Source organism: Marinobacter sp. KMM 10035 (assembly GCF_046537445.1).
Taxonomy (GTDB): Bacteria; Pseudomonadota; Gammaproteobacteria; order Pseudomonadales; family Oleiphilaceae; genus Marinobacter; species Marinobacter sediminicola.
Window position 1 is genome coordinate 1,849,523 of record NZ_JBBVMG010000001.1, and the last position, 12,228, is coordinate 1,861,750.

The 12,228-nt window shown below is 52.9% G+C and carries 12 protein-coding genes; 9 read left to right on the top strand and 3 right to left on the bottom strand.

Going from position 1 to position 12,228, the window contains the following annotated elements:
• The first annotated feature begins 6 nt into the window (after positions 1-6).
• The 5 genes from AADB16_RS08305 (at position 7) to AADB16_RS08325 (ending at position 5,990) form a co-directional block, all read left to right on the top strand.
• On the top strand, positions 7-1,398 hold the full coding sequence (locus AADB16_RS08305) for a flagellin (protein ID WP_410802605.1): 1,392 nt from the start codon (positions 7-9) through the stop codon (positions 1,396-1,398).
• A 70-nt stretch (positions 1,399-1,468) separates the two neighbouring features.
• Positions 1,469-1,903, top strand: a complete 435-nt coding sequence (locus AADB16_RS08310) for a flagellar protein FlaG (RefSeq protein ID WP_410802607.1) — start codon at positions 1,469-1,471, stop codon at positions 1,901-1,903.
• Between the two features lie 266 nt (positions 1,904-2,169).
• Positions 2,170-4,167 carry a flagellar filament capping protein FliD gene (gene fliD / locus AADB16_RS08315; protein ID WP_410802609.1) on the top strand — a complete coding sequence of 666 codons (1,998 nt, stop codon included), beginning with the start codon at positions 2,170-2,172 and terminating at the stop codon, positions 4,165-4,167.
• 33 nt (positions 4,168-4,200) lie between these two features.
• A complete protein-coding gene (fliS, locus tag AADB16_RS08320; RefSeq protein ID WP_410802611.1) occupies positions 4,201-4,602 on the top strand; it encodes a flagellar export chaperone FliS in 402 nt (133 codons plus the stop codon).
• A 176-nt stretch (positions 4,603-4,778) separates the two neighbouring features.
• Positions 4,779-5,990, top strand: a complete 1,212-nt coding sequence (locus AADB16_RS08325; protein WP_410802613.1) for an argininosuccinate synthase — start codon at positions 4,779-4,781, stop codon at positions 5,988-5,990.
• Positions 5,991-6,011: 21 nt separating this feature from the next.
• Here the strand turns inward: AADB16_RS08325 and AADB16_RS08330 are convergent, their stop codons facing one another.
• Together AADB16_RS08330 and AADB16_RS08335 are read right to left on the bottom strand one after the other, a co-directional pair.
• Entirely contained in the window at positions 6,012-7,031 is a 1,020-nt protein-coding gene (locus AADB16_RS08330) for an AraC family transcriptional regulator (RefSeq protein ID WP_410802615.1), read from the bottom strand.
• A 322-nt stretch (positions 7,032-7,353) separates the two neighbouring features.
• A complete protein-coding gene (locus AADB16_RS08335; protein WP_298448105.1) occupies positions 7,354-8,325 on the bottom strand; it encodes a response regulator in 972 nt (323 codons plus the stop codon).
• A 117-nt stretch (positions 8,326-8,442) separates the two neighbouring features.
• On the opposite strand from AADB16_RS08335, the gene AADB16_RS08340 reads away from it, so the two are divergent.
• From AADB16_RS08340 to AADB16_RS08350, 3 genes are all read left to right on the top strand, one after another.
• Positions 8,443-8,925, top strand: coding sequence for a YajQ family cyclic di-GMP-binding protein (locus tag AADB16_RS08340; protein ID WP_298448104.1), 483 nt, complete (start codon positions 8,443-8,445; stop codon positions 8,923-8,925).
• Between the two features lie 78 nt (positions 8,926-9,003).
• Positions 9,004-10,350 carry an AmpG family muropeptide MFS transporter gene (locus AADB16_RS08345; RefSeq protein ID WP_410802617.1) on the top strand — a complete coding sequence of 449 codons (1,347 nt, stop codon included), beginning with the start codon at positions 9,004-9,006 and terminating at the stop codon, positions 10,348-10,350.
• A gap of 5 nt (positions 10,351-10,355) precedes the next feature.
• The gene (locus AADB16_RS08350) at positions 10,356-10,673 is read left to right on the top strand and encodes an MGMT family protein (RefSeq protein WP_410802619.1); all 318 of its coding nucleotides are present in this window, start codon (positions 10,356-10,358) and stop codon (positions 10,671-10,673) included.
• 47 nt (positions 10,674-10,720) lie between these two features.
• On the opposite strand, the gene AADB16_RS08355 is transcribed toward AADB16_RS08350, so the two are convergent.
• On the bottom strand, positions 10,721-11,482 hold the full coding sequence (locus tag AADB16_RS08355; RefSeq protein WP_309045355.1) for an SDR family oxidoreductase: 762 nt from the start codon (positions 11,480-11,482) through the stop codon (positions 10,721-10,723).
• Positions 11,483-11,572: 90 nt separating this feature from the next.
• Between AADB16_RS08355 and AADB16_RS08360 the strand changes: the two genes are divergently transcribed.
• Positions 11,573-12,100, top strand: coding sequence for an FxsA family protein (locus tag AADB16_RS08360; protein ID WP_309045354.1), 528 nt, complete (start codon positions 11,573-11,575; stop codon positions 12,098-12,100).
• Positions 12,101-12,228: the final 128 nt, after the last annotated feature.

Genomic DNA, 12,228 nt, shown 5'->3' on the forward strand with positions numbered 1-12,228 from the left:
AGCATAATGGCTCTCGGAATTAACACTAACGTCGCTTCATTGAATGCTCAGAACCAGTTGAGCAAATCCCAAAGCATGAATGACCAAGCTCTCCAGCGTTTGTCTTCAGGTTTGCGCATTAACTCGGCCAAAGACGATGCCGCTGGCCTTGCAATTTCTACTCGTTTTAGCGCTCAGATCTCTGGGTTGAATGTGGCACAGAGAAACGCGAATGATGGTATTTCATACGCTCAAACAGCAGAAGGAGCGCTGGGTGAGGTAACTAACGCGCTTTCCCGTATTCGAGATCTGGCCGTGCAATCTGCTAACGACACGAACTCTTCGAGCGACCGGCAGGCGTTGAACCAGGAAGTTGAGGCATTGATTTCGGAAGTAAACCGAATTTCGAGTTCTACTCAGTTTAATGGTCAAAATATCTTGGATGGCTCCCTGGAAAAGCTTCAGTTTCAGGTTGGTGCTAATGCAGGTCAAACTATCAGTGTTAACGGGGTTGATACCCGTGGGGCCCAGCTTGGTTCTGAAACCTTTGATGGTCCAGATTCGGTTGATCGGACGGAGATTGCAACACTCGTAAGCAATGGCGGACTTACGGTGAACAGCGTTGCTGTAGACTTAACTGGTGCTGTAAGTGGTGATGATCTCATTTCGTCTATCAATAAGGTAAGTGGCGCGAGCGGCGTAACGGCTGTTAAGAATTCGACTACTGATATCAACGTTGGAACCGTTGTCAATCTGGCGGCCGATCGCACGCTTACAATCAACGATGAAGCAATCACTCTGGTTTCCGGTACGGATAACTCAGGTGTTGTGGACGCAATAAATGCAGTCTCCACCCGTACAGGTGTTACGGCTGAGCTGAACGATAGTAGTGAGTTGATCCTTACCGACATAACCGGTGACAGCATCAAAGTTAAGGTTGACAATGCCGCTGAGCTAACTGGATTGACCACATCTGACGTAACCTATGACGCAGGCTTTGACCTGAGAACCGAAGTGGATGGTCAGATTGCGGTTACTAGCGCAACGCCCGCAGATGCCACAGCTATTCTTGGAGCGACTGCTGGTACTTTGACAACTAAATCGGACACTTTGACCAACGTAGATGTGTCTACGCGGGCTGGCGCCACTTCGGCAATATCAACAATTGACCAGGCGTTGGATCAGGTGAACAGTCTACGTGCCGAGTTAGGTGCGGTGCAAAGTAGGTTCGAGTCAACTATTTCTAACTTAGCGACATCAGCAGAAAATCTAAGTGCAGCTAACAGTCGAATCCTAGATGCAGACTTCGCATCAGAAACAGCAAAATTGGCCAAGTCCCAGGTACTGCAGCAAGCAGGCATCTCGGTACTGGCGCAGGCGAACGCTCGTCCACAGCAGGTTCTGTCCCTCCTGCAGTAAGGGGCTAGCGGTAATAGCCGGAACCTTCGGGTTCCGGTTTTATGCCGTTTGAGTATAGCGAGGTATAGCTATGAATGACGTTAACCTGAACAGTCCGGATTTAAAGCTGGTGCGCCCTAGTGCCCAGGCTCCGGCCAAGGCACTGTCGTCATCTCAGGCCGAGGGCAATAAAGCCCCTGACCTTGCTGCTTTATCTGCCAGTGCTCGCCAGGTCCAAAATACCCAAGTTACGAACGAAGTCTCGAAGGCTGAAAAGCTGCAGGAACGGAGCGAAGTGCAACGGGAAGAGCTGGGCCAAGCGGTTAGCAAGCTGAATGATTTTGTTCAGAATGTGCAGCGGGATCTTCAGTTTGAGGTGGACCACGAATCAGGGAAGACCATCGTAAAGGTGGTTGACCAGTCTACCCAGCAGGTGATTCGCCAGATGCCAGATGAAGTCGCATTGAGGTTGGCAGAGAAATTGCAGCAGGATGAACCGCTGACGTTGTTTAACATCAAAGTTTGAAGTGTGTAGAGAATCATCGCTTTTGAACTGATGTTGCAATGGTTGTACAGCACCGCCGCACCCGCAAGGGGCTGGCGGTGTTTTTGGTTTTAGAAACCCCTCTCCCCTAGCCCCTCTCCCGCTGGGGGAGAGGGGGATAAAAACAGTGTTGCGCGGTGTTACAAAATAATGGTGGAAAGAGGCAAAGTTTTGCCGCTTGCGGCCGTTAAACAGAATATAGGTTAAACTGAGCACAAAGTGATCAGCCCCTTCAAGGAGGCATTGGTATGGCAGGTATTTCATCACTGGGAATTGGGTCTGGCGTTCTGACGTCTGACCTGGTGGATCAGCTGGTTGCGGCAGAACGCGCACCCACTGAGAAACGGCTGGCCCAGAAAACCCAGCAGTCTGAGGCTATGTTGTCTGCCTATGGCAAGCTGCGCAGTGCCATTACCGAGCTGCGCCTGCCTATGCGCCAGTTGAGTTCCGCTGACAACTTGAAAGCGTTCTCTGCTATCTCCTCTAATGAAAATATTGGTGTGTCTGTAGACAGCACTAAAGCTAGCCGCGGCAGCTACAGCCTGAATGTTACCAGTCTTGCCTCTGCCCAGGCGCTAGCGTCCCAAGCTGTGTTTGCGGATAGAGACAGTGCCAGTGTTGGGCAGGGCACGTTGCAGCTGTCCGTGGGCGACAAGGTTACCAATATAACTATCGATTCCGGTAATGATTCGCTTCAAGGTTTGGCAAACGCAATCAATGAAGCGGGTGCGGGCGTTTCTGCGGGCGTTATTGATACTGGCAGCGGTTATCAGTTGGTGCTGTCGGCTGATAATGCCGGTAGCGCTAATGCAGTAAGTATTTCGGCCACTGAGCTGGCCGGTGCTGAAGGTTTGGCGCGCTTTGCATTTGACGCGGCAAACCCTGCGGCCAACCCGAATATGAAAGAAACCATTGCAGCTAGTGACGCTGTAATGGAGATCAATGGCGTTGCAGTGACTCGTTCTACGAACAGCTTTGAAAATGTTATTGATGGCCTGTCTTTTGATATTAAGGAAGTTGGCACATCTACGGTAAAGGTGAGTCAGGATCTGGGGGCAGTTGCCGATCGTGTGCAAGGCTTTGTCGATAAGTTCAATGCGTTGCAATCAACAATTAGTGGCTTGGCCGGGTTTAACGCGGATGCCGGTGTGGGTGGCCTGCTGAATGGCGATAGCACCGTGCGCTCACTTCAAAACCAGTTGCGTCAAATGCTGACGGGGGTGGTTCCTGGGCTTGAAAATGCCAATGTGCGCAGCTTGGCTGATGTAGGTATTACGACAGACTCTGACACCGGAGCTCTTAAGTTTGATCGGGAAGAGTTTGAAACCCAGCTGAAGAATAACCCGGATGATGTAACGGCGCTTTTTGCGGAGCAGGGCAGAGCAACCGACAGTCAGGTTGAGTTTGTTCGCAGTGGTACGAATACCCAGGCGGGTAAGTACGATATCAACATTACCCAGGCTGCGACCCGGGGAAGTTTGAATTACGCGGCTGCCGATACAGGAACTGTAACGGTTATGGCGGGCAACCGGTTTACCTTTGAGGTGGATGGTGAAACTCAGGTGAGCGTGTTTTTGGAAAACGCACCTGATGGCTCGCCTCTCTCCGGCGCGGGGGATGACTTTACTGGAGCAGAGTTCGCCGCAGCTATACAGCAAGCATTGGATAATAGTAGTGAGTTAAAAGCTGCAAACAGGTCTGTACAAGTTGCATGGGATGCTACAGACGGGCTCACTTTTACGTCCGGTAGCTATGGCACCGACTCAAATGTTAGGTTGACCAGCGCGCTCAACGTACCGAGTTTGAATTCGAAAGATGGAGTAGCTGGTACAGATGTAGCAGGCACCATTAACGGCCAGACTGCCCAAGGTGATGGCCAGGTACTCTATTTGGGGAGTGATTCCGGCCCCGCGTCTGGCATCCAGGTGCGAATACTGGGTGACCAAACTGGCTCCCGGGGCTCTATCAACTTTGTACAAGGAATTGGTAACAGCACCGTTGATTTGGTTAACAGTTTTGTGGGTGCCGATGGCCAGCTTGAATCCCGCACCAGTAGCCTGACCCGCGAGCTTGAAAAAATTCAGGAAAGCCAGGTTAAACTGGATATACGCATTGAATCTTACCGTGAGCGCCTGGTTAAGCAGTTCAGTACAGCTGACTCCCTGATTGCCCGGCTCAACAGCACCAGAGATTACGTGACCCAGCAGCTCGACGCTCTGGCTCCGCAGAACTTCAACAAGAAGTAATTCCGGCGTGGCTGGAGAGAAACGAGGTTTAAGATGAAAGGCTTAAAAGCGTACCAACAGGTTAATACCCAGACCAGCATCACCGATGCCGATCCGCACAAACTGATCCAGTTGTTGTATAACGGCGCGCTGGAGCGAATCAATATGGCCAAAGCTCGCATGCAGGCCAAGGATTTTGAAGGCAAGGGAAAGCTGATTGGTAAGGCCATTGAAATCATTGGTGGGCTGAGGGGCTTTTTGGACTTCGAAAAAGGAGGGGATTTAGCGGCGCGCCTTGAAGGGTTGTACGATTACATGGAGCGTACGCTTCTTGAAGCCAGTGCCAAGAACGATATGGCCAAGCTGGATGAAGTTGCTGATCTGCTGCGCTCAATCAAAGACGGCTGGGATGGCATTCGTGAAGAGGCGGTATCCAAGTCAGCCCAGGTTGGTTGAGATTTGAAATAGCCTTTCCCCTTTCCCTCAACCCCTCTCCCGAAAGAGGAGAGGGGAGTAATATGTTGCAGGCTTTGGGGTGGTTAGTGCTGCCCCAATAGCCAACTCCCCCGCACTCCCGTACAATACGCCCCTTCTTTTCAATACATCCATTCTGTTCAGTCTGGAGCAAAAATATGTCTGATATTAAAAAGGTGGTTCTGGCCTATTCTGGCGGCCTGGATACCTCCGTTATTGTTCGGTGGTTGCAGGATACCTATAACTGTGAGGTGGTGACTTTCACCGCCGACATCGGCCAGGGTGAGGAAGTTGAGCCGGCGCGTGCGAAGGCGGAAGCCTTGGGCGTGAAGGAAATTTACATTGAGGACCTGCGCGAGGAGTTTGTGCGCGATTATGTGTTCCCGATGTTCCGTGCTAACACTGTTTATGAAGGTGAGTACCTGCTGGGTACGTCTATTGCCCGCCCTCTGATTGCCAAGCGTTTGATTGATATTGCCAACAAAACCGGCGCAGATGCCATTTCCCACGGCGCGACGGGTAAGGGTAACGATCAGGTTCGTTTCGAGCTGGGTGCTTATGCGCTTAAGCCAGGTGTTAAGGTTATCGCGCCTTGGCGTGAATGGGATCTGAACTCCCGTGAGAAGCTGCTGGCGTACTGTGCCGAGCGTAATATTCAGGTAGAAATGAAGCCGGGCAAATCGCCTTACTCCATGGATGCCAACCTGCTGCACATCTCTTATGAAGGCATGAACCTGGAAGATCCTTGGTCAGAAGCCGAGGACGATATGTGGCGCTGGAGTGTGTCTCCGGAAGCAGCACCAGATAAGCCGACCTACATCGAATTGACCTACCGCAAGGGCGACATTGTTGCCGTTGACGGTGTGGAGATGAAGGCCCACGAAGTGTTGGAAAACCTGAACAAGGTGGCTGGCGCTAACGGTATTGGCCGTTTGGATATTGTTGAGAACCGCTATGTGGGCATGAAGTCCCGTGGCTGTTACGAAACACCGGGCGGCACGATTATGCTGCGCGCGCACCGTGCTATTGAGTCCATCACCCTGGACCGCGAAGTGGCGCACCTTAAAGATAGCTTGATGCCGCGTTACGCTGAGGTTATCTATAACGGCTACTGGTGGTCGCCAGAGCGCGAAGCTCTGCAGGCACTGATTGACCAGACTCAGGAATACGTGAACGGCGTTGTTCGCCTGAAGCTGTACAAAGGTAACGTGGATGTTGTGGGTCGTAAGTCTGACGACTCCCTGTTCGATGAAACCATCGCGACCTTCGAAGAAGATCACGGTGCCTACGACCAGAAGGATGCAGAAGGCTTCATCAAGCTGAACGCTCTGCGTCTGCGGATTGCTGCGGGTAAAGGTCGTAAGCTTTAAGGCTAGGCCCAAGTCGTAAAATTAAGTAGTAGGCGCCCGGAACTCTCCGGGCGTCTTCCCCGCCACCGCTTTGAATTTCCGGTGAAACGATGTGGTTTCGCTGTAGCCCAGTCTTAACGCAATATCCGGAATGCTCAGATTACTGTTCAGCAGGTAATCTTCCGCCATCTTCTGGCGAACTTCATCCAGTAGCTTCTGATAGGAAACCCCTTCCTGGCTCAGCTTCCGCTGCAGGGTTCTGCTCGTAATCCCTAAATCTTCCGCCACCATGTCTTGCCGGGTTATGCCGTGCATCAGCTGTTTCTGGATGCTGTGCTTCACCTGTGATGTCAGGTCTGTGTCTGTATCCAATGAAGCAAGCTGGGTGAGGGCGTGGGCTTCCAGGGTTTTGCGCAGCATGGGGTCGGGTTGGCGCAGCCGGGTTTCCAGCAGTTCTTTTTTGAGGGTTATGGAGTCTTCGTCTGCACCAAACTGAACAGGGCATTTCCAGCGCTCCTGGTACGCTTGCTCAAACTTAACACCGGGGGATTGCCGCATCAGGCGTACGCCGGTAGGGGAGGCGGTTGTATCGTCCGCCAGCCAGCGAGCGTAGTTCACCCAGGAAGCGAACACGTTGTCGATCACCTGCGGTCGTACAGCCGGGTCGTTGTAGTTGCAGTTCCAGATTAGCTTGATGCAATCCTGTTCCATGGCGAGTGCGGTGGTGCCCATATCGCCTACCAGCTTTTCAAACGGCGCAATGCGGGCAACGGCTTCCCCGAGGGTTACACAGCTCATGGTGATGTAGCCCAGCACACTGTAGGAGCCTGGCTGCACAAAATCGCCGGTTTCAAGCCCGAGTATAGGGTTGTTGGTGAGTTCGCAGAGTAGAAGAATGAACTGCTGAAACTGATCCCCGTTTATGCGGCCTTCGTCAGAATCCAGGATGGCGGGGTCTAAGCCGGCTTTTGTAAAAAGCTCGGAGGTATCGGCGCCAATGGATTCGGCGGCGCGCACATACTGGCGCAGGGCAGCAACGGAGGCGGTTCCTAGATTTGTCATGATGGGTTTGTCACGATTACAGCACGGTTGTTTTTAGGTGTTATCAGGGGAGTATAACGAAACTTGTGCTGAACAACTTAAACGAATGGTTTGCTCGGGGCAAAAAACAAAAAGGCCAGCTAAAGAGCTGGCCTAAAGAGAGAGAACAAACGAAAGTGCCTGAAAAATTCGTTAATTCGGTGGATTCCCATTTAACGGCGGAGGTACAACACGGCTCCTCCGCCATGGGGGATACTGCTTAAATCCACAATCTCAGAATAGGGCGTTCGCTGGTCTGTGTCTGTGCGTGATGTGTGTCACAGTGTTACAGATTGTTCCAGGCTCAGGCGCTTGCACCCAGCGTCGGTACCGTCTCGGTAAAACGCCTGGTTTCGTAAGCATCTACAAGCCCGTGTACAGCCGCTTGCTCCATATCCCGGATGGAGGGCGTTCCGTTTTGAGCATCGGCTTTGCACAGCACCATGCCGGCCTCTACTGAAATGTACCCGGCTGTTGTTTTCAGGGCTTTGTGGTTAATGCCATCAAATACCCGGCGAAACGCCGTGGTAGTGCAGTGGTCACTATTCGGGAAGTACGCAATGATGGCGAACTGGTTGTCGCCCACACGGCAAAGCACGTCGATGGGGCGAATCAGGGTGCTGAGCCTGCGCGCAATACCAACCGCCAGCTCAGACATTACCGTGGGCGGGTGCTTGCGCTTCAAATCCTGCCAGTTGCGAATGCCGCACAGCACATAGGCCGATGCACCGCCCCGGGATTCTGCGTGCCGAAGCATTTTGGTGAGCCGGTCGCGGCCGTACCGGTTGTTGCACAGCCCGGTTTCCAGATCAATGATATTGCTGGATTCGAGTTCGCGGTTGTTCTCGATGAGCAAGGCATTGGCGCGCAGCAGCGTGTTCTGGCGATCTGCCATGCGGTCTGCAGCAAAAATCCTGGGAATCAGCTGCTTGGTCATGTCGGATTTGTAAATGAAGTCGTCTACGCCCCGGTCGAACGCTAATGCCAAGGCTTCTACGCTTTCCCGGGCTGTCAGGAGGAATACGTAGGTGTAGTGGTTCGTTTGTTCATCCAGCTGGCGTACCTTGTCAGTGAGTTGCAACCCGTCCATTTCAGGCATCAACCAATCTGCAATTAGCACACTTACCGCACGCTGTTCCATCAGCTTAAGGGCCGCAGGGGCATTGTTGGCGATGCGTACGTCGCGATACCCGGCATTTCGCAGAGTTCGGCCAACCACCATACTGCTGAATTTAGCGTCGTCTACTACGAGGATAGGGAGATCCAGATTCGGCATTGTTACCTACTTTTACCAGTCCATTGTCAGATGCGGGGATTTCCGGAGCTTGGTATGCTTGGCCCCTTAAATTCAAGCAACGAGTATACTCGCTACAGCTCCTGGAGAATAACGATCATGCCCTCTTTTGACATTGTTTCAGAAATTGATATGCACGAAGTGACCAATGCAGTGGACAAAGCCAAGAAAGATCTGGGTAATCGCTGGGATTTTAAAAATGTCGATGCGGATATCGAAATGGATGATAAGGGTGTAACGGTCAGCGCGGAGCAGGAATTTCAGCTTGAGCAGTTGATCGACATTCTGCGCATGGCGTTTGCGAGCCGGGATATTGATGGTCGTGCACTTTCAGAGAGTGGCGAAAGCAAGTCCGGAAAGCTGATAAAGCAGCACTTTGTCCTTAAGCAGGGCCTTGAAACCGATATGGCAAAAAAAATCGTGAAGCTGATCAAAGAGGCCAAGTTGAAAGTGCAATCCAGCATTCAGGGTGACAAGGTGCGCGTAACCGGCAAAAAGCGGGACGATCTGCAAACCGCGATTGCCTTGCTGCGTGAGACCGAGCTAGACGTACCCCTGCAGTTCAATAATTTCCGCGACTGATTCGGAGGCTCCACCATTTCAACCGGCACCCGTCTGGATTTAATCCGGGACACGCTTCACACCTACACGCGCTGGCAGGTGATTGCTCTGCTGTTTCTCGGCTTTTCAGCCGGGTTGCCGTTTTTGCTGGTGTTTTCCACGTTGAACGCCCGGCTTGCTGATGTGGGCGTGGAAACCGCCACCATCGGTTTTTTCAGCTGGCTGGGGATTACCTATTCCATCAAGGTGTTTTGGGCGCCAGTTGTGGATCGGCTGAAACTGCCGGTGCTGGACAGCCTTTTGGGCAAACGCCGCAGCTGGATTTTGTTCGCGCAGGTGGGTATCGCCACCGGGTTGTATCTCATGGCCCATGTGGATGCCATTGCGGTTCCGGAAACCATGGCATTGTGCGGCTTGTTGGTGGCGTTTTCCTCTGCTACTCAGGACGTGGCCATTGATGCTTATCGCATTGAGATCGCTGAAGAGCGGCTGCAGGCGGCACTGGCAGCTACCTATATTTTTGGGTATCGGCTGGCGCTCCTGGTTGCAGGCGCGGGCGCTTTGTATCTTGCCGAGTTCTGGTCCTGGCAGGTGTCCTATGAGGTTATGGCGGCACTGGTGGGCGTGGGCGTATTAACCGTGCTGGTGGTGCGAGAGCCTGCGGTGAACCATTTTTCGGCTGCTCAGGATATTGCACAGAAAATCGAGCAGGAAGCTGCGAAACGCACCCACCTGGGGCCTCGGGTAGCCCGATTTGCAGGTTGGTTTTACGCTGCAGTTGCGGGGCCGTTCCTGGATTTCTTTCGCCGTTATAAAGAGCTTTCCATCGCGATTCTGTTGATGGTGGCGGTGTACCGTATTTCCGACATTGCCATGGGGGTAATGGCCAACCCCTTCTATCTGAATTTTATGGGTTTTAGCAAAACTCAGGTGGCAGACGTTACCAAGATTTTCGGGTTTTTCATGACCATTGCCGGCTCCCTCGCAGGTGGTGTTCTGGTTGTACGATACGGCACTCGAAAGATTCTGCTGGCGGGGGCCATCCTGACGGCCAGTACGAATCTTTTGTTCGTGTTTTTGGCGCAGTATCCGCCCAACCTGGCCACTCTGGCGGTAGTGGTGAGCGCCGATAATCTCAGCGGTGGTATTGCCAATGTGGCGCTGATTGCCTGGCTGTCCAGCATGACCAGTGCGTCTTTTACTGCCACTCAATATGCGTTGTTCAGCTCCTTGATGACGCTGCCGGGTAAGTTCCTGGGCGGTTTCTCGGGGATGGTTGTAGCAGGCTATGGTTATGCGGAGTTCTTCCTCGTGGCCGGTTTGATGGGGATCCCCGCCATTCTTCTGGCTATGTTTCTGATTCGGCAGGGTGAGAGGCTGGATGCGCTGGCGCCCGATCACTCGGGAGGCGGTGAGCCGAATACCCCTCAATCAACGGGTATATAAACGCTATGGAGCATTTACAGGAGCCAAACAAAGATCAGAAAATCTGGCAGGTGGTTATGGCAATCCCGGCTGGGAAGGTTGCAAGCTATGGACAAGTAGCTCAAATGGCCGGTCTTGGCCGCCAAGCCCGTTATATTGGCCGCGCTCTTGGCAAACTACCCGAGGGCCATGCGGTGCCTTGGTACCGTGTAATCCGAAGCAATGGGCAGATTGCTTTTCCCGAAGGCTCAGAGATATACCGGGAGCAGGTTAGCCGACTGGAAGCCGAAGGCGTGGAAGTGGTCAACAGCCGGGTGGCTATGCGCCGGTTTCGGTGGCAATAAGGGTTTGCGCCCGATCTCACACCAAAACCGGTTTTGACTAATATACTCTAAAGCCTCAGAGCACCATCCACTTCAATCATCCGACCAGACAAATAGTCGTTTTCAAAAATAAACGCTGCTGTTGAAGCAATCTCTTCAGGCGTGCCCATGCGCTTCAATGGAATACCTGCGGTCATCTTCTCCAGTGCTTCCGGCTTCATGGAGGCGGTCATTTCAGTTTCGATGAAGCCCGGTGCAATACCCATGCAGCGGATGCCGTGGCGGGCGAGTTCTTTTGCCCACACTGGCACCAAGGCAGATACGCCGGCTTTGGCGGCCGAGTAGTTGCTTTGCCCCATGTTGCCGGCGCGGGAAATGGAGGCGATGTTGATGATGGCGCCTTTGCTGCCAGTCTGGATCATCTGGGTGGCGGCTTCACGGCCACACAGGAAAACGCCGGTGAGGTTAACATCGATAACCGACTGCCACTGAGACAGCTCCATGCGCTTGGTGATCTCGCCATCTTTGGTTTTCAACAGCAGACCATCTCGCAATATGCCGGCGTTGTTAACCAGGCCGTTAAGCTGGCCGAAGTCTTTTGCAATGGCTGCAAAGGTTGCTTCTACTTCGTCTTCTTTTGCCACATTGCACAGGTAAATTTTTGCTTCAGAGCCCGCTGCTTTGCAGGCTGCTGCAGCTTCCTCCAGCCTGTCCTGGGCAAGGTCAATCAGCGCCAGTTTGGCGCCTTTGGCCGCCAGGTATTCTGCCATGGCACGGCCAAGGCCCTGGCCGCCGCCGGTAATTGCAATCACGGAATCTTGAAGTTTCATGTTTTGCCCTTAAATAGAAATCAGATGTAATCGAAAGGGCTGCGAGTATACCAGACCTTGGAATGCCCAAACCCGAAACACGAGAGCCTGATGTCCATATTCTTGTTTGTTTTTATTGTTATGCCGATTGCCGAAATGGCGGTTCTGATTCAGGTCGGCAGCGTGATTGGTGTGTTCAATACTATCGGTTTCGTGTTGCTGACGGCGGTGGCGGGGGCTTGGCTGCTTCGCCAACAAGGGCTGGCAACTCTGTTGAAAGCCAACCAGCGCCTGAGCAGCGGTGAGCTCCCGGCCAAGGAGGTGGCTGAGGGGTTAATTCTTGCAGTTGGCGGCGTGCTTTTGCTTACCCCGGGCTTTATTACTGATGCCGTCGGGTTTTTGTGCCTTTTGCCATTCAGCAGGCACTGGCTGGCGGCTCAGGCACTGAAGCGTATGGTTGCGACCAACACAAGCGGTGGGTTTTATTTTCGAGCGGGTGGCGGGCAAAGCCCCTTTGGAGATTCCGGTAACCCCTTCGGGCAACAGCGCCCGTTCGACCGCGACGGCAGCGGCGACATTATCGAAGGGGAATACCGTGATGAAACTGAAACCAACCATGATCGCCTCGATAAAAAGTGAAAAATTTATCAGGGCAGGTGTTGAAAACCCCTGTACCAGCCCCACATAGGAATCACAAGTTCGCCGCAGGCTGATACTTGCTGGAAAACAGCAGGTTAGAAGCCGGGCAATTTTGTCGGATTGCACCT

Coding starts and splice junctions, on each gene's coding strand:
- AADB16_RS08305 (WP_410802605.1), top strand. CDS start 7: ATGGCTCTCGGAATTAACACTAACGTCGCTTCATTGAATGCTCAGAAC.
- AADB16_RS08310 (WP_410802607.1), top strand. CDS start 1,469: ATGAATGACGTTAACCTGAACAGTCCGGATTTAAAGCTGGTGCGCCCT.
- fliD (WP_410802609.1), top strand. CDS start 2,170: ATGGCAGGTATTTCATCACTGGGAATTGGGTCTGGCGTTCTGACGTCT.
- fliS (WP_410802611.1), top strand. CDS start 4,201: ATGAAAGGCTTAAAAGCGTACCAACAGGTTAATACCCAGACCAGCATC.
- AADB16_RS08325 (WP_410802613.1), top strand. CDS start 4,779: ATGTCTGATATTAAAAAGGTGGTTCTGGCCTATTCTGGCGGCCTGGAT.
- AADB16_RS08330 (WP_410802615.1), bottom strand. CDS start 7,031: ATGACAAATCTAGGAACCGCCTCCGTTGCTGCCCTGCGCCAGTATGTG.
- AADB16_RS08335 (WP_298448105.1), bottom strand. CDS start 8,325: ATGCCGAATCTGGATCTCCCTATCCTCGTAGTAGACGACGCTAAATTC.
- AADB16_RS08340 (WP_298448104.1), top strand. CDS start 8,443: ATGCCCTCTTTTGACATTGTTTCAGAAATTGATATGCACGAAGTGACC.
- AADB16_RS08350 (WP_410802619.1), top strand. CDS start 10,356: ATGGAGCATTTACAGGAGCCAAACAAAGATCAGAAAATCTGGCAGGTG.
- AADB16_RS08355 (WP_309045355.1), bottom strand. CDS start 11,482: ATGAAACTTCAAGATTCCGTGATTGCAATTACCGGCGGCGGCCAGGGC.
- AADB16_RS08360 (WP_309045354.1), top strand. CDS start 11,573: ATGTCCATATTCTTGTTTGTTTTTATTGTTATGCCGATTGCCGAAATG.